Source organism: Pseudomonas lalucatii, from assembly GCF_018398425.1.
GTDB classification, from domain to species: domain Bacteria; phylum Pseudomonadota; class Gammaproteobacteria; order Pseudomonadales; family Pseudomonadaceae; genus Aquipseudomonas; species Aquipseudomonas lalucatii.
The window spans coordinates 1,141,503-1,157,176 of sequence record NZ_JADPMV010000002.1 but is presented as its reverse complement, the minus strand read 5'-3'; the positions used below and the strand labels follow the sequence as shown (position 1 = coordinate 1,157,176).

Below are 15,674 nucleotides of genomic sequence, written 5' to 3'. Positions count from 1 at the left end.
CTCAGCGCCGCTCCAGCAGCACCCCGGCTTCCATGTGGTGGGTGTAGGGGAACTGGTCGAACAGCGCGCAGCGCGTCACCTTGTGGGTGTCGCCGAGCTGGGCGATGTTGGCGGCCAGGGTCTCGGGGTTGCAGGAGATGTACAGAATCCTGTCGAAACGCCGGGTCAGCTCGCAGGTGTCCGGGTCCATGCCGGCGCGCGGCGGATCGACGAACACGCTGCCGAACTGGTAGCTCTTGAGATCGACGTCGGCCAGGCGGCGGAACGGTCGCACCTCGTTGAGCGCCTCGGTCAGCTCCTCGGCGGACAGGCGCACCAGGGTGACGTTGTCGACGCCGTTGTCGGCCAGGTTGGCCAGGGCGGCATTCACCGAGCTCTTGCTGATCTCGGTGGCCAGCACCTTGCGCACCCGGGTGGCCAGGGGCAGGGTGAAGTTGCCGTTGCCGCAGTACAGCTCCAGCAGGTCGTCGTCGCGTTCGCCGAGCGCCTCGAAGGCCCAGCCGAGCATCTTCTGGCACACCTCGCCGTTGGGCTGGGTGAAGGCGCCCTCCGGCTGGCGGTAGCGGTAGCTGCGCCCGGCCACCTGCAACTCTTCGAGGACGTGGTCGCGGCCGATGACGATGCGCTTGCCGCGCGAGCGGCCGACGATACTCACCTGTAAATCCGCCGCCAGTTTCTCCGCCTCGGCCTGCCAGGTTTCGTCAAGCGGGCGGTGGTAGCACAGGGTGATCAGCGCGTCGCCGGCCAAAGTGGTGAGGAACTCGACCTGGAACAGCTTGAAGCTCAGCACCTTGCTGGCCTGCCAGGCGCTTTTCAGGCGCGGCATCAGCTCGTTGATCCGGGCGCTGGCGATGGGGAAGTCGTCCAGCAGGATCGGCGCGTGCTTGTCGCCGGCCTCGAACATGGCGTAGTGGCGATCCTCGCCCTCGCGCCACAGGCGGAACTCGGCGCGCAGACGGTAGTGCTCGCGGGGCGAGTCGAAGACCTCCGGTGCCGGTGCGGCGAACGGCGCCAGCAGCTCGATCAGGCGCTGCTTCTTCTCGTCTAGCTGGGCGGCATAGGTGGCGGGATCGAACTGGGGACGGCTCATGGACTACTCGACATTGCTTGCGGCTGAAACGGACAGGAGCGGGACTGGCCCGCTCCTGGAGGGCTGGCTGGGGGGATCAGGCGAAGAAGCCCAGCTTGATCACGAACAGCGCCGAGAGTATCACCAGCGCCGGGTTGAGGTCGCGCCAGCGGCCGGCCAGGACCTTGACCAGGGTCCAGGTGATGAAGCCGAAGGCGATGCCGTTGGCGATGGAGAAGGTCAGCGGCATGGCCAGGGCGGCCGCCGCCACCGGCGCGGCGACGGTCAGGTCGTCCCAGTCGATCTGCGCCAGGCTGCTCATCATCAGCACCGCGACGAACAGCAGCGCCGGGGCGGTGGCGTAGGCCGGCACGGCGCCGGCCAGGGGGGCGAAGAACAGGCTGAGGAGGAACAGCAGGGCGACCACGCAGGCGGTCAGGCCGGTGCGCCCGCCAGAGCTGATGCCGGCCGCCGACTCGATGTAGCTGGTGGTGGTGCTGGTGCCCAGGGCCGCGCCGGCCATGGTCGCGGTGCTGTCGGCCAGTAGGGCGCGCCCCAGGCGCGGCATCTTACCGTCCTTGTCCAGCAGGTCGGCCTTCTGGGCCACGCCGACCAGGGTGCCGGAGGTGTCGAACAGGTCGACGAACAGGAAGGCGAAAATCACGCTGAGCAGGCCGATATCCAGGGCGCCCATGATGTCCAGTTGCAGCAGGGTCGGCATCACCGAGGGCGGCATGGACACCACGGCGTCCAACTGCGACAGGCCGAGGACGATGGACAGGCCGGTGATCAGCAGGATGCCGATCATCACCGCGCCGGTGACGCGGCGGTAGGCCAGGGCGGCGATGATGAAGAAGCCCAGGCAGGCCAGCAGCGGCCCGCCTGCGGTCATGTCGCCGAGGGTTACCAGGGTGGCCGGGTGGTCGATGACGATGCCGGCGTTCTTCAGGGCGATGATCGCCAGGAACAGGCCGATACCGGCGGCGATGCCGGCACGCAGGGCCAGGGGGATGCTGTTGATGATCCATTCGCGGACCTTGAAGATCGACAGCAGGAAGAAGATCACCCCGGAGAGGAACACCGCGCCCAGGGCCACCTGCCAGGTATGGCCCATGGTCAGCACCACGGTATAGGTGAAGAAGGCGTTGAGGCCCATGCCCGGCGCCAGGGCGATCGGGTAGTTGGCCAGCAGGCCCATGATCGCCGAGCCGATGGCCGCGGCCAGGCAGGTGGCGACGAACACCGCGCCGCGGTCCATGCCGGTCTCGGCGAGGATGCTGGGGTTGACGAAGAGGATGTAGGCCATGGTCAGGAAGGTGGTGAGACCGGCGAGGATCTCGGTGCGCACCGTGGTGTTGTGCGCTTTGAGTCGGAATAGGCGTTCCAGCATGGCGTCTCCCTGTGGCGCGGATGGCGCCGTTGATGTGCAGACCGCAAGCAAAGCACATCCGCCCAAGGGCGGCGGTTTTTGCGGGGGGTTCTGGAAAAGGCGCGCATCATATCAGCTAGGCTTTAGCCGGTGAATTTGTGACCGGAAGGTCAGCGGATTTCCCTTCCCTGTCGAGGAGAACAGCATGAGCACACGCGCCGTAATCACCGTAGCCGATGGTGTCGAGGACCTCGAATGCGTGACCCTGATCGACGTGCTGCGCCGCGCCGAGATCGAGGTGGTGGTGGCCAGCATCGAGGGCCGGCGGATGATCACCTGCGCCCGCGGCACGCGCCTGACCGCCGATGCCATGCTGGTCGACGTGCTGGCCCAGGAGTTCGACCTGATCGTGCTGCCCGGCGGCATGCCCGGCGCCCAGCGCCTGGGCGAGCATGAGCCGCTGGCCGAGCGGGTGCGCCAGCAAGCCAAGGCCGGCAAGTTCTACGCCGCCATCTGTGCGGCGCCGGCCATGGCCCTGCAGCCTTTCGGGGTGCTCAGGCAGCGGCGCATGACCTGCTACCCCAGCTTCAGCGATCGCCTGTCCGGCTGCAGCTTCGTCGACGAGCCGGTGGTGGTCGACGGCAACTGCATCACCAGCCAGGGGCCCGGCACCGCCCTGGCCTTCGCCTTGACGCTGGTGGAGCAGCTGCGCGGGCGCGGCCCCCGCCAGCAGGTGGCCGAGGCGATGCTGGCGTCCTAGGCCGGCGTCGCCGCAGCCGCCGTGCGCTGGGCGCGCAGGGTCGCCAGCTGGCTGTCGCGGCGGGCGATGAACTGCCACAGCCGCTCGGGGTAGTCCGCCGGTGCCGCGCCGCGCACCGAAGGCCGCTCGGCCAGGACCCGGCGCCAGCGCTCGACCCCGGCCAGGCCGGCGAAGGTGGCGAAGTCGGCGATGCGCTCGAACACCTGCCAGTAGCGGAACACCGGGGCGAAGGCCGCATCCACCAGGGAGAAGGTCGCCCCGGCGAACCAGGGGCCCTCGCCCAGTGCGTCCTCCAGCTGTTCGAAGCGCCGGCGCAGGGTCTGGTGCTGGGCCTCCAGTTGGGCCGCGTCGGCGGCGTTGTAGAAGCGCGCGACGTCGTTGAGCACGGCCGAGGCGAACTCGATCCAGGCGCGGTGGCGGGCGCGTTCGAAGGCGTCTTCCGGGTGCAGGCGCGGCGCCAGGGTCTCGTCGAGGTACTCGGCGATTACCGCCGACTCGAACAGCACGCCGCGTTCGCTGCGCAGCAGCGGCACCTTGCCCAGCGGCGACAGGGCGAGGAACCAGGCCGGCTTGTCGCCCAGGTCGACGTCGCGGCGACGGAAGGCCACGCCCTTCTCGGCGAGGACGATGGCCGCCCGTTGCACGTAGGGGCACAGCGGGTGACTGATCAACTCCAGGGATGTGTTCATGGGGTGGCTCCTTCGGCTTTCAGGGCCAGCGGGCCGTCGCCGAGCAGGATGTGGACCAGGGACATGGCGGCGAGGAACAGCGGGTATTCCCAGCCGCCGTCGGGGTTGCTGAACACCCAGCCATTGGGCGCATGGATCAGCAGTGCGCCGAGCAGGATCGGCAGCAGCGCCAGGGATACCCAGCGGCCGTAGAAGCCGAGCAGGATCAGCAGGCCGCCGAGGGTCTCGGCGACGATCAGCGGCAGGGCCAGGGCGGACGGCAGGCCGATTCCGCTCAGCCAGCTGCCGAGGCCGTCGACGCCGAAGGTCAGCAGCTTGAGCACCAGGCCGTGGCTGATCCACATGGCGGCCAGGCCGATGCGCAGCAGCAGGCGCGCGGCGGCGGGGGCATAGGGCAGGTCTAGGCTGGGCATGATCGGAACTCCGGTCTGTTGGCTGAGGTGCCGTGAGTCCAGGCTATGCTTTGCAAATCAGCGGATAAATTCTCAATATCCGCAAAATCATTATGCGGATTTGCAGAGATGGACTGGAGCGACCTGCAGTACTTCCTCGCCGTCGCCCAGGGCGGCTCGATCAGCCGGGCGTCGCGCACCCTGCGGGTCAACCACAGCACCGTGCTGCGGCGCCTGCAGCGCCTGGAGGAGCGGCTCGGCGTCGCCCTGTTCCAGCGCCTGCCCGGCGGCTACCAGCTGACCGTGGCGGGGGAGGCGCTGGCCGCCCAGCTGGCCGGTGTCAGCGAGCAGATCGAGCGGGCCGAGCGCCAGCTGCTGGGGCAGGACCTGCAGATTCGCGGCAGCATCCGCCTGACCTCCACCGACACCCTGTTCGCCGGCCTGCTGACCCCGTTGCTGGCCGAGTTCCGTGAACAGCATCCGGGCGTCCAGCTGCAGCTGGTGATCAACAACAGCTTTCTGCGCCTGACCCAGCGCGAGGCGGACATGGCGGTGCGCGGCACCAACCGGCCGCCGGAAAACCTGCTGGGGCGCTGCGTGGGGCGTATCCAGACGGCGCTCTATGCCTCGTCCGCCTACCTGGCCGGGCGGCCGGCGGCGCTGGCGCTGAGTGAGCACCTGTGGGTGGCCCCCGACGAGAGCCTGGCGCACCTGGAGCAGGCTGCCTGGCTGGCCGCGCGGGTGGCCAATGAGCAGGTGGTGGCGCGCAGCGACAGCCTGGTGGGCATGGTCGAGTGCGTGCGCCAGGGCATGGGCGTCGGCCTGTTGCTCTGTCCGTTGGCCGAGGCCCACGACGAACTGGTGCGCCTGGCCGAGCCCGACCCGGCGCTGGACACCCGGGTCTGGGTGCTGACCCATCCGGACCTGCGCGGGGTGGCGCGCATCCGCGCGCTGGGCGAATTCCTCTACCAGCGCCTGAGCGCCGACCCGCGCCTGCTGCACTAAGGGCGCAGTGCCTCGGTCGGCTCCTCGGGCTCCTGCAACCGGTCGCGCCGGGCCAGGCTCGGGAACAGCCTGATCCAGGCGCCGGTCACCAGCAGGGTGCCGACCCCGCCCAGGACCACCGCCGGCACCGTGCCGAACCAGTGGGCGGTGAGCCCCGACTCGAACTCGCCGAGCTGGTTGGAGGCGCCGATGAACAGGCCGTTCACCGCGCTGACCCGGCCGCGCATGGCGTCCGGGGTCTGCAGCTGCACGAAGGCGCCGCGGATCACCATGCTGATCATGTCCGCCGCGCCGAGCACCACCAGCACCGCCAGGCTGAACCAGAAGGAGGTGGACAGGCCGAAGGCGATGGTCGCCACGCCGAACACCGCCACCGCGCTGAACATGGTCCTGCCGACCTGGCGTTCGATGGGAAACCGCGCCAGCCAGAAGGACATCAGCAGCGCGCCGACCGCCGGCGCCGAGCGCAGCAGGCCCAGGCCCCAGGGGCCGGTGAGCAGGATGTCCTTGGCGAACACCGGCAGCAGGGCGGTGGCGCCGCCGAGCAGCACGGCGCACAGGTCCAGGGAGATGGCGCCGAAGATGTCGCGGCGGCTGCGGATATAGCGGATGCCGGCCAGCAGCGAATGCAGCGTCGCGCGCTCCTTGCGTAGCGGCTCCTGGCGTGGCGGCAGGCCGAGCATCAGGGCGCAGGCCAGGCCGTAGAGCAGGGCGGTCGGCGCGTACACCCACAGGCTGCCGAAGGCGTAGAGGAAGCCGCCGAGGGCCGGCGCGGCGATCGTTGCCGTCTGCATGGCCGAGGCCGAGGCGGCCACCGCGGCGGGGAACAGCGCCGGCGGCACCAGGCTGGGCAGCAGCGCCTGGGTCGCCGGCATCTCGAAGGCGCGGGCGGCGCCCAGGAGGAAGGCCAGGACGAAGATCAGCTCGCGGGTCACCTCGCCGCTGCTGCTGCCCAGCACCAGGGCCAGGGCGATCAGCAACTGTCCGGCCTGGCACAGCGCGGCCACCTGGCGGCGGTCGTAGCGGTCGGCGACATGGCCGGTGTGCAGCATGAACAGCACCCGCGGCAGGAACTCGACCAGGCCCACCAGGCCCAGGTCGAGCACGCTGCCGGTCAGCTGGTACATATGCCAGCCGATGGCCACGGTGAGCATCTGGAAGCCGCTGGCGGTGCACACCCGTGCCAGCCAGAAGGCGATGAAGGGGCGCTGATGGCGCAGGAGCAGCTGGCCGTGGACGGACATGGCGAATTCTTTAGCAGGCTAACGATGGCCGCCACAGCCTAGCACGGGCGCCCCGGCGCATGCCCGAGGCGGCGGCCCGTCGCGCGACAAATAACCACAGCGGCGGGCGCCTGGCCGGCGAGTACTCTTTGAGCAGTGCCTGACCCAGGTCAATACCGGTTGCGCACTCGCACGGGGTCGTGCGCCGACTCATCTGATGGAGAACGTTCCATGTTTGGCCTCGAGGCGCTCGATCTCGCCCGCATCCAGTTTGCCTTCACCATCTCCTTCCACATCATCTTCCCGGCCATCACCATCGGCCTGGCCAGCTACCTGGCGGTGCTCGAGGGGATGTGGCTGAAGACCCAGCAAGAGGTGTACCGCGACCTCTACCACTTCTGGTCGAAGATCTTCGCCGTCAACTTCGGCATGGGCGTGGTCTCCGGCCTGGTCATGGCCTACCAGTTCGGCACCAACTGGAGCGCCTTCTCCGACTTCGCCGGGGCGGTCACCGGGCCGCTGCTGACCTACGAGGTGCTCACCGCGTTCTTCCTCGAGGCGGGTTTCCTCGGCGTCATGCTGTTCGGCTGGAACCGCGTCGGCCCGGGGCTGCACTTCTTCTCCACGGTCATGGTGGCGATCGGCACGCTGATCTCGACCTTCTGGATCCTCGCCTCCAACAGCTGGATGCACACCCCCCAGGGCTTCGAGATCGTCGATGGGCGGGTGATCCCGGTGGACTGGCTGGCGGTGGTGTTCAACCCCTCGTTCCCCTATCGCCTGGCGCACATGGCCACCGCCGCCTTTCTCGCCACCGCCTTCTTCGTCGGCGCCTCGGCGGCCTGGCACCTGCTGCGCGGGCGCGACAACCCGGCGATCCGCACCATGCTGTCGATGGCCATGTGGATAGCCCTGATCGTGGCGCCGATCCAGGCCATGATCGGCGACCTGCACGGCCTCAATACCCTCAAGTACCAGCCGGCCAAGATCGCCGCGATGGAGGGCCACTGGAACAACAGCAGTGGCGAGCCGACTCCGCTGATCCTGTTCGGCTGGCCGGACATGGCGCGCGAGGAGACCCGCTTCAAGCTGGAGATCCCGGCCCTCGGCAGCCTGATCCTGACCCACAGCCTGGATCAGCAGGTGCCGGCGTTGAAGGACTTCGCCCCCGAGGACAGGCCCAACTCCACGGTGGTGTTCTGGACCTTCCGCATCATGGTCGCCCTGGGCCTGCTGATGATCGCCACCGGCCTGTGGAGCCTGTGGCTGCGCAGGCGCGGCGCGCTGTACCGCAACCGCGCGTTCCTGCACCTGGCGGTGTGGATGGGGCCCTCGGGCATAGTCGCCATCCTCGCCGGCTGGTTCACCACCGAGGTCGGCCGCCAGCCCTGGGTGGTGCATGGGCTGATGCGCACCGCCGACGCCTCCTCCGGCCACAGTTTCGCGCAGATGAGCCTGACCCTGGCGCTGTTCGTGGTGGTGTATTTCGCCCTGTTCGGCGCGGGCCTGGGCTACATGATGCGCCTGGTGCGCAAGGGCCCGATCACCGACGAGGGCAAGGAAGTGGCCCATGGCGGGCCGGGCCAGCCGCGCACGCCGTCGCGGCCGCTGTCCGCCGCCGAGGACGACGAGGATGGCGACCACCTGCAGACCGAGAGGAGCTGAGCATGGGTATCGATCTTTCGCTGATCTGGGCGGTGATCATCGCCTTCGGGGTGATGATGTACGTGGTCATGGACGGCTTCGACTTAGGGATAGGCATCCTCTTTCCCTTCGTCGGCGACGAGGGCGAGCGCGACGTGATGATGAACACCGTGGCGCCGGTGTGGGACGGCAACGAGACCTGGCTGGTGCTCGGCGGCGCGGCGCTGTTCGGCGCCTTCCCGCTGGCCTATGCGGTGGTCTTGAGCGCCCTGTACCTGCCGCTGATCCTGATGTTGCTGGGGCTGATCTTCCGCGGCGTGGCCTTCGAGTTCCGCTTCAAGGCCAAGGCGGCCAAGCGGCATCTCTGGGACAAGGCCTTCATCGGCGGCTCGCTGACCGCGACCTTCTTCCAGGGCGTGGCGCTGGGCGCCTATATCGACGGCTTCGCGGTGGTCGACCGCGCCTATGCCGGCGGCGCCCTGGACTGGCTGACGCCGTTCTCGCTGTTCTGCGGCCTGGCGCTGATCGCCGCCTACGCGCTGCTCGGCTGCACCTGGCTGATCATGAAGACCGAGGGCCGCCTGCAGCGGCAGATGCACGACCTGGCGCGGCCGCTGGTGTTCGTGGTGCTGGCGGTGACCAGCATCGTCAGCCTGTGGACGCCCCTGGCCCATGCCGAGATCGCCCAGCGCTGGTTCAGCCTGCCCAACCTGTTCTGGTTCATGCCGGTGCCCGTATTGGTCCTCGTCTGCACCTGGGCGCTGCTGCGGGCGGTGGCGCGCAACGCCAACTACTCACCGTTCCTGCTGACCCTGACGCTGATCTTCCTCGGCTACAGCGGCCTGGGGATCAGCCTGTGGCCGCACATCATCCCGCCTTCGGTGAGCCTCTGGGACGCCGCCGCGCCGCCGCAGAGCCAGGGCTTCATCCTGGTCGGCGCGCTGTTCATCATTCCCTTCATCCTGATGTACACGGCCTGGAGCTACTACGTGTTCCGCGGCAAGGTGCGGGTGGAAGATGGCTACCACTGAGGGCGCGGACATGGCTCGGCGCGAGGAGAAGAAACCCCTGTGGCAGCGCCTGGCCTGGCTGGCGCTGATCTGGGGCGCCAGCGTACTGACCCTGGCCGCCGTGGCCGGGCTGCTGCGCCTGTTCATGAGTGCGGCGGGGCTGGGCACGCCGTAGGGTGGATGACGCTTTTTTCATCCACCCACCAAGCACGGGGGAAAACGCTGCGCGGTTTCCCCCCCTATGCCTGATCGACGCTATTTGCTCGCCTTGAGCACCACGAACTTCGGCGTGGCCGCCACCTGCTCGACGCCGCGGAACAGCCGCCCCAGCTTGGCGTGGTAGCCCAGGTGGCGGTTGCCGACTATCCACAGCTCGCCGCCCTTGACCAGCGCGGCGCGGGCCTGCTGGAACATGCGCCAGGCGAGAAAATCCCCCACCACCTGCTGCTGGTGGAAGGGCGGGTTGCACAGCACCAGGTCGAGGGAGTCGGCGGCCTGGTCGGCCAGGCCGTCGCCGGCGCGAAGGCTCACCGGCCGCCCGCCCAGGGCCGCGCGCCAGTTCTCGGCCGCCGACTGCACCGCCATGTAGGACTCGTCCACCAGGCACAGTTCGGCCTGGGGGCTGGCCAGGGCGTAGGCGATGCCGAGCACGCCGTTGCCGCAGCCCAGGTCCGCCACGCGGATGCGCCCCAGGTGCCTGGGCAGGTGCGGCAGGAAGGCGCGGGTGCCGATGTCCAGGCCTTCGCGGCAGAACAGGTTGGCGTGGTTGAGCAGTTCCAGGGCGGGTTTATCCAGGCGGTAGCGGGTCGGGTAGGGCGATACCGGGGCGGCCTTGGTTTCGGGCGTGGCCAGCAGCAGGCGCGCCTTCTTCACCGCCAAGGAGGCCTGCACCGGGCCGATGTATTTTTCCAGCAGGTCGCCGGCGGCCCGCGGCAGGTGCTTGACCATGGCCGCGGCCACCACCCTGGCCCCGGGGGTCAGCTGGCCGTGCAGGCGGATCAGCTGCTCCTCCAGCAGCGCCAGGGTCTTGGGCACGCGGACCAGCACCCAGTCGAACGGCCCCTGGGGCGTCTCGCTGGCCGGGACGAAGGTCACCGCCTCGGCCGGCAGCTGGTTGCGCGCCAGGTTGACCCTCAGCCCCAGGTGCCCCAGGTAGGAGTCGCCGCTGCTGGTCACCCGGGCCCGGCCGACCAGGCTGGCGGCCAGGGCACCGAAGCTGTCGTTGAGCAGCAGTACCCGAGCATCGCTCGCCAGACCCTGCTCGTGCAGGTGGCCCAGCAGGTATTCGTCGGCGGCATCGAAGGCCTGCAGGGGTTCGTTGGCCTGGTCGGGCTGGCGGATCAGGTCGAGTTGGGCGAAGGGCGTCGTCAGAATAGGCATGGAAACCGTCGGTGTTTGCCGGGTGCGCTTTGCGCGACACTGGAGGCAGGGATGAAACGAGGCGAAGATTATGACCGTCAGCGAAGAGAAGTTCACCCGCCAGACCCTGAGCGACGTGCACGTCTGGTCGCCGAGCCTGTTCAGCCTGCGCTGCTCGCGCGCCCCGGGCTTCCGCTTTCGTGCCGGGCAGTTCGCCCGCCTCGGCGTGCAGAAGGCCGATGGCAGCCTGGTCTGGCGCGCCTACTCGATGGTCTCGGCGCCCCACGACGACTTCCTCGAGTTCTTCTCCATCGTCGTGCCGGGCGGCGAATTCACCTCGCAGCTCAGTCGCCTCAAGGCCGGCGACAGCCTGCTGGTGGACAAGCAGGCCTTCGGTTTTCTCACCCTGGACCGCTTCATCGATGGCCGCGACCTCTGGCTGCTGGCCAGCGGCACCGGCCTGGCGCCGTTCCTGTCGCTGCTGCAGGACTTCGAGGCCTGGCAGCGCTTCGAGCGCATCATCCTGGTCTACAGCGCCCGCACCGCCGGCGAGCTGGCCTACCAAGAGCAGATCAGGGGCCTCGGCCAGCTGGAGCACCTGGCCGAGTTCGCCGACCGGCTGACCTATTTGCCGCTGGTGACCCGCGAGCAGGCGCCGGGCTGCCTGACCGCGCGCATCACTACCCTGCTCGAAAGCGGCGAGCTGGAGCGCGCCGCCGGCGTCGAACTGAGCCCCGAGCATTCGCGGCTGATGCTCTGCGGCAACCCGCAGATGATCGACGATACCCGGGCCCTGCTGAAGCAGCGCGACCTGCACCTGAGCCTGACCCGCAGGCCGGGCCAGGTGGCGGTGGAGAACTACTGGTAGGCCTGGAGCCGCTACTTCTGCTGGGCCTTGAGCAGGTCGCGGATCTCGCCGAGCAGTTGTTGCTCCTTGGTCGGCGCCGGCGGGGCGGCGGGGGCGGCCTCTTCCTCGCGCTTGAGGCGGTTGATGACCTTGACGCCCATGAAGATGGCGAAGGCGACGATGGTGAAGTCGAGAATGGTCTGGATGAACTTGCCGTAGGCCAGGGTCACCGCCGGCAGGTCGCCCTCGGCGGCCTTGAGCACTATGGCCAGGTCGGAGAAGTCCACCCCGCCGATCAGGATGCCCAGCGGCGGCATCACCATGTCGCCGACGAAGGAGGACACGATCTTGCCGAAGGCGGCACCGATGATGATGCCCACCGCCATGTCGACCACGTTGCCCTTGACCGCGAATGCCTTGAATTCACCGAGTATGCTCATGCCGTCGTTCCCTGGAGGTTGGTCGACTGAGTGTAATCCAGGCTCGCGCCCCCGCCAGGAAACCGCCGCAGGCGTTCTCGCCGGCCTGCGTGGCGCTGGTCCGGGCGGCCTGTGGAAAGCCCGCAGCTGAGCTAGGCTGATGGTAAATACACCCATCCAGAGGATGCCGCCATGCCACTGCAATATCATCCGCTCAGCCGTGAATTCCCGCAGTTCGAGGCGCAAATGCGTGCCCTGTTCCAGGCTGACGGACATTTCGCCCGGCTGGCCCGGGAGTATGAGGAGCTGGACAAGCGCATCTACGAAGTCGAAGACGGCCGGGTCGCCATGGACGAGATGGAGCTGCTGGGGCTGAAGATGCAGCGGGTCAGCTTGAAGGACGAAGTCGCCGCCATGCTGAGCAACGGTGTCAGCAAATGAGGGGCCGGCCGGGGGCGGCGCCCGGCGCAGGGGATGGGTCGCCCGCCGCCATGCGGTGAGACGGCGCTACGGCTCGCGACGCGCAACCCCCGGTTGCGGACAATTCCACCTACTCGAAGCTTTTCCAGAGTCCTGCCCGCGTCCGCGTTCGGGCGCGGCGGCTAGGTTGCTGGCGGCCGCGGGCGTGCCGCTCGGCCGGCGCGACAGGCTATGATGCGCGTTTTCGTCCGACGGAGTTCGTGATGGCCAAGGCCAAGCGCATGTACGGCTGCACCGAGTGCGGCGCGACCTTTCCCAAGTGGGCCGGCCAGTGCGGCGAGTGCGGGGCCTGGAACACCCTGGTGGAAACCATCCTGGAGGCCAATGCCGTCACCCCCAGCGGGCGCACCGGCTGGGCCGGCCAGCAGGCGCAGATCAAGACCCTGGCCGAGGTCAGCGTCGAGGAGATGCCGCGCTTTTCCACCGCCTCGGGCGAGCTGGACCGGGTGCTCGGCGGCGGCCTGGTGGACGGCTCGGTGGTGCTGATCGGCGGCGATCCGGGCATCGGCAAGTCGACCATCCTGCTGCAGACCCTGTGCAACATCGCCAGCCGCTTCCCGGCGCTGTACGTCACCGGCGAGGAGTCGCAGCAGCAGGTGGCCATGCGCGCCCGCCGTCTGGGCCTGCCGGAAGACCGCCTGAAGGTGATGACCGAGACCAATATCGAGGCGATCATCGCCACCGCGCGCCTGGAAAAGCCCAAGGTGATGGTGATCGACTCGATCCAGACCATCTTCACCGAGCAGCTGCAGTCGGCCCCCGGCGGCGTCGCCCAGGTGCGCGAGAGCGCCGCCTTGCTGGTGCGCTTCGCCAAGCAGAGCGGCACGGCGATCTTCCTGGTCGGCCACGTGACCAAGGAGGGCGCCCTGGCCGGGCCGCGGGTGCTCGAGCACATGGTCGACACCGTGCTGTACTTCGAGGGCGAGTCGGACGGTCGCCTGCGCCTGCTGCGGGCGGTGAAGAACCGCTTCGGCGCGATCAACGAGCTGGGCGTGTTCGGCATGACCGACAAGGGCCTCAAGGAGGTCACCAACCCCTCGGCGATCTTCCTCACCCGCGCCCAGGAGGAGGTGCCGGGCAGCGTGGTGATGGCCACCTGGGAGGGCACCCGGCCGATGCTGGTGGAGGTGCAGGCGCTGGTCGACACCAGCCACCTGGGCAACCCGCGCCGCGTCACCCTGGGCCTGGACCAGAACCGCCTGGCCATGTTGCTGGCGGTGCTGCACCGGCATGGCGGTATCCCGACCTACGACCAGGACGTGTTCCTCAACGTGGTCGGCGGGGTCAAGGTGCTGGAGACCGCCTCGGACCTGGCGCTGATGGCGGCGGTGATCTCCAGCCTGCGCAACCGGCCGCTGGCCAACGATTTGCTGGTGTTCGGCGAAGTCGGCCTGTCCGGCGAGATCCGCCCGGTGCCCAGCGGCCAGGAGCGCCTCAAGGAGGCGGCCAAGCACGGTTTCAAGCGCGCCATAGTGCCCAGGGGCAACGCGCCCAAGGAGGCGCCGGCCGGCTTGCGGGTCATCGCGGTGACGCGCCTGGAACAGGCGCTGGACGCGCTCTTCGAGTAGCGCCGGGCAGAGGCACAAAAGGGCGCCGCGGCGCCCTTTCTTCTGCACGGACTGTCGCTCAGTCCGGTGCTTCGCCCAGCGCCGCCAGCTCGCGTTCCAGCAGGGTCTCGTCGCCGAGGTTGAGCTCGACCAGACGGCGCAGGTGACTGATCGAGTCGAGGTCGATATGGCGGCAGGTGAACCCCAGCAGGTCGCCCTGGCTGCGGGCCAGCTCGACCTCCATCTGCACCTGGATGCCGCCGCCCAGGTCGACAGCGGCGACGAAGGGCTGCTCGCCGTCGCCGTCCCACTGCGCCGGGCGCTTGATCAACAGGCCCTTGAGGGACAGGTCGTGCAGCTCGACCGTCCAGCGCTGGGCACCCTGGGCGATCTCGGTGGGGGCGTCGAAGTCGATGCGCTGGAAGCGTCGACGCTCTTGGCTGATTTCACTCATCTACAGACTCCTGGACGGTTGCGTCCACTATAGCTAAGGCCCGGGCGGCTGACGCGGCATTCTTCGACGTGCGGGCGCGGGGCTGGGGCGGATCAAGAAAAAGCCCGCCGGGTGGCGGGCTCTCGGGCGTGGCGCGTGGCTTAGCGGCCGTACACCGGGAACTGCGTGCACAGCGCCTTGACCTGCTCGCGCACGCGGCCTTCCACGGCCTCGTCGCCCAGGTTGGCGAGGATCTCGCAGATCCAGCCGGCCAGCTGGCGGCACTGCTCTTCCTGGAAGCCGCGGGTGGTCACGGCCGGGGTGCCGATGCGCAGGCCCGAGGTGACGAAGGGCGAGCGCGGGTCGTTCGGCACCGAGTTCTTGTTCACGGTGATGAAGGCGCGACCCAGGGCGGCGTCGGCGTCCTTGCCGGTGATTTCCTGCTTGATCAGGCTGAGCAGGAACAGATGGTTCTGGGTGCCGCCGGAGACCACGTCGTAGCCGTTGTCGATGAACACGCCGGCCATGGCCTGGGCGTTCTTCACCACCTGCTGCTGGTAGGCCTTGAACTCGGGCTGCAGGGCCTCCTTGAAGCACACCGCCTTGGCCGCGATCACGTGCTCCAGCGGGCCGCCCTGGCCACCGGGGAAGACCGCGGAGTTGAGCTTCTTCTCCAGCTCCTCGTTCTTGCGCGCGATGATCAGGCCGCCGCGCGGGCCGCGCAGGGTCTTGTGGGTGGTGGTGGTGACCACGTCGGCGAAGGGCACCGGGTTGGGGTAGACGCCGGCGGCGACCAGGCCGGCGACATGCGCCATATCCACAAAGAGATAGGCACCGACCTTGTCGGCGATGGCGCGGAAGCGCGGGAAGTCGAGGACCTGGGAGTAGGCGCTGAAGCCGGCGATGATCATCTTCGGCTTATGCTCGAGGGCCAGGCGCTCGACCTCGTCGTAGTCGATCAGGCCATTGCCGTCGATGCCGTACTGCACGGCGTTGTACAGCTTGCCGGAGAAGCTGACGCTGGCGCCGTGGGTCAGGTGGCCGCCGTGGGCCAGGCTCATGCCCAGCACGGTGTCGCCGGCGTTGAGCAGGGCCATGTACACGGCGGCGTTGGCCTGGCTGCCGGAGTGCGGCTGGACGTTGGCGTAGTCGGCGCCGAACAGCTGCTTGGCGCGGTCGATGGCCAGCTGCTCGACCACATCGACGTACTCGCAGCCGCCGTAGTAGCGCTTGCCCGGATAGCCTTCGGCGTACTTGTTGGTCAGCACCGAGCCCTGGGCCTCCATGACCGCCGGGCTGGTGTAGTTTTCCGAGGCGATCAGCTCGATGTGTTCTTCCTGGCGCTGGGCTTCCTGCGCCATCACGGCGGACAATTCGGCGTCGAAACGGTCGAGGGTCAAATCACGGCTGAACATATGGCAATCCCCT

General features: G+C 68.6%; 17 protein-coding genes. 8 read left to right on the top strand and 9 right to left on the bottom strand.

Translation table 11 applies throughout. The features are described from left to right. Position 1: 1 nt before the first annotated feature. Both trmA and I0D00_RS18830 read right to left on the bottom strand, forming a co-directional pair. On the bottom strand, positions 2 to 1,090 hold the full coding sequence (gene trmA / locus I0D00_RS18835) for a tRNA (uridine(54)-C5)-methyltransferase TrmA (protein WP_213641339.1): 1,089 nt from the start codon (positions 1,088 to 1,090) through the stop codon (positions 2 to 4). A gap of 76 nt (positions 1,091 to 1,166) precedes the next feature. Beyond that, complete coding sequence (locus I0D00_RS18830) at positions 1,167 to 2,459, bottom strand: NCS2 family permease (protein ID WP_213641338.1); 1,293 nt, start codon at positions 2,457 to 2,459, stop codon at positions 1,167 to 1,169. Positions 2,460 to 2,643: 184 nt separating this feature from the next. Here I0D00_RS18830 and I0D00_RS18825 point away from each other — a divergent pair, with 184 nt between their 5' ends. Next, positions 2,644 to 3,198 (top strand): DJ-1 family glyoxalase III, encoded by a 555-nt coding sequence (locus I0D00_RS18825; protein WP_213641337.1) that lies wholly within the window; start codon positions 2,644 to 2,646, stop codon positions 3,196 to 3,198. On the opposite strand, the gene I0D00_RS18820 is transcribed toward I0D00_RS18825, so the two are convergent. After that, positions 3,195 to 3,887, bottom strand: coding sequence for a glutathione S-transferase family protein (locus I0D00_RS18820; protein ID WP_213641336.1), 693 nt, complete (start codon positions 3,885 to 3,887; stop codon positions 3,195 to 3,197). The genes I0D00_RS18825 and I0D00_RS18820 overlap by 4 nt on opposite strands. Further along, the gene (locus I0D00_RS18815) at positions 3,884 to 4,300 is read right to left on the bottom strand and encodes a DoxX family membrane protein (protein ID WP_213641335.1); all 417 of its coding nucleotides are present in this window, start codon (positions 4,298 to 4,300) and stop codon (positions 3,884 to 3,886) included. Before I0D00_RS18815 ends, I0D00_RS18820 begins: the two co-directional genes overlap by 4 nt. A gap of 108 nt (positions 4,301 to 4,408) precedes the next feature. On the opposite strand from I0D00_RS18815, the gene I0D00_RS18810 reads away from it, so the two are divergent. Beyond that, complete coding sequence (locus tag I0D00_RS18810; RefSeq protein WP_213641334.1) at positions 4,409 to 5,284, top strand: LysR family transcriptional regulator; 876 nt, start codon at positions 4,409 to 4,411, stop codon at positions 5,282 to 5,284. On the opposite strand, the gene I0D00_RS18805 is transcribed toward I0D00_RS18810, so the two are convergent. Continuing rightward, positions 5,281 to 6,528 carry an MFS transporter gene (locus tag I0D00_RS18805; protein ID WP_213641333.1) on the bottom strand — a complete coding sequence of 416 codons (1,248 nt, stop codon included), beginning with the start codon at positions 6,526 to 6,528 and terminating at the stop codon, positions 5,281 to 5,283. The two genes, I0D00_RS18810 and I0D00_RS18805, sit on opposite strands and share 4 nt — an antisense overlap. A gap of 210 nt (positions 6,529 to 6,738) precedes the next feature. Here I0D00_RS18805 and I0D00_RS18800 point away from each other — a divergent pair, with 210 nt between their 5' ends. The 3 genes from I0D00_RS18800 to I0D00_RS18790 are packed head-to-tail and all read left to right on the top strand — an operon-like array spanning position 6,739 to position 9,336. Continuing rightward, positions 6,739 to 8,172 (top strand): cytochrome ubiquinol oxidase subunit I, encoded by a 1,434-nt coding sequence (locus tag I0D00_RS18800; protein WP_213641332.1) that lies wholly within the window; start codon positions 6,739 to 6,741, stop codon positions 8,170 to 8,172. A gap of 2 nt (positions 8,173 to 8,174) precedes the next feature. Continuing rightward, positions 8,175 to 9,182, top strand: coding sequence for a cytochrome d ubiquinol oxidase subunit II (gene cydB, locus I0D00_RS18795; protein WP_213641331.1), 1,008 nt, complete (start codon positions 8,175 to 8,177; stop codon positions 9,180 to 9,182). A gap of 10 nt (positions 9,183 to 9,192) precedes the next feature. Beyond that, positions 9,193 to 9,336 carry a DUF2474 domain-containing protein gene (locus tag I0D00_RS18790; RefSeq protein ID WP_213641829.1) on the top strand — a complete coding sequence of 48 codons (144 nt, stop codon included), beginning with the start codon at positions 9,193 to 9,195 and terminating at the stop codon, positions 9,334 to 9,336. A gap of 80 nt (positions 9,337 to 9,416) precedes the next feature. On the opposite strand, the gene I0D00_RS18785 is transcribed toward I0D00_RS18790, so the two are convergent. Beyond that, on the bottom strand, positions 9,417 to 10,541 hold the full coding sequence (locus tag I0D00_RS18785; protein WP_213641330.1) for a methyltransferase: 1,125 nt from the start codon (positions 10,539 to 10,541) through the stop codon (positions 9,417 to 9,419). A gap of 70 nt (positions 10,542 to 10,611) precedes the next feature. Between I0D00_RS18785 and I0D00_RS18780 the strand changes: the two genes are divergently transcribed. Beyond that, positions 10,612 to 11,388 carry a ferredoxin--NADP reductase gene (locus I0D00_RS18780; RefSeq protein WP_213641329.1) on the top strand — a complete coding sequence of 259 codons (777 nt, stop codon included), beginning with the start codon at positions 10,612 to 10,614 and terminating at the stop codon, positions 11,386 to 11,388. Between the two features lie 11 nt (positions 11,389 to 11,399). Here I0D00_RS18780 and mscL read toward each other — a convergent pair whose 3' ends face one another. Beyond that, entirely contained in the window at positions 11,400 to 11,807 is a 408-nt protein-coding gene (gene mscL / locus I0D00_RS18775; RefSeq protein ID WP_213641328.1) for a large-conductance mechanosensitive channel protein MscL, read from the bottom strand. 171 nt (positions 11,808 to 11,978) lie between these two features. Here mscL and I0D00_RS18770 point away from each other — a divergent pair, with 171 nt between their 5' ends. Together I0D00_RS18770 and radA are read left to right on the top strand one after the other, a co-directional pair. Continuing rightward, positions 11,979 to 12,227: an HP1242/YdcH family protein gene (locus I0D00_RS18770; protein WP_213641327.1), complete on the top strand. Its 249-nt coding sequence runs from the start codon at positions 11,979 to 11,981 to the stop codon at positions 12,225 to 12,227. A gap of 242 nt (positions 12,228 to 12,469) precedes the next feature. Continuing rightward, on the top strand, positions 12,470 to 13,834 hold the full coding sequence (gene radA / locus I0D00_RS18765) for a DNA repair protein RadA (RefSeq protein WP_213641326.1): 1,365 nt from the start codon (positions 12,470 to 12,472) through the stop codon (positions 13,832 to 13,834). 58 nt (positions 13,835 to 13,892) lie between these two features. On the opposite strand, the gene I0D00_RS18760 is transcribed toward radA, so the two are convergent. Together I0D00_RS18760 and glyA are read right to left on the bottom strand one after the other, a co-directional pair. Beyond that, the gene (locus I0D00_RS18760) at positions 13,893 to 14,267 is read right to left on the bottom strand and encodes a PilZ domain-containing protein (protein WP_213641324.1); all 375 of its coding nucleotides are present in this window, start codon (positions 14,265 to 14,267) and stop codon (positions 13,893 to 13,895) included. A gap of 140 nt (positions 14,268 to 14,407) precedes the next feature. Beyond that, positions 14,408 to 15,661 carry a serine hydroxymethyltransferase gene (gene glyA / locus I0D00_RS18755; RefSeq protein WP_213641323.1) on the bottom strand — a complete coding sequence of 418 codons (1,254 nt, stop codon included), beginning with the start codon at positions 15,659 to 15,661 and terminating at the stop codon, positions 14,408 to 14,410. Positions 15,662 to 15,674: the final 13 nt, after the last annotated feature.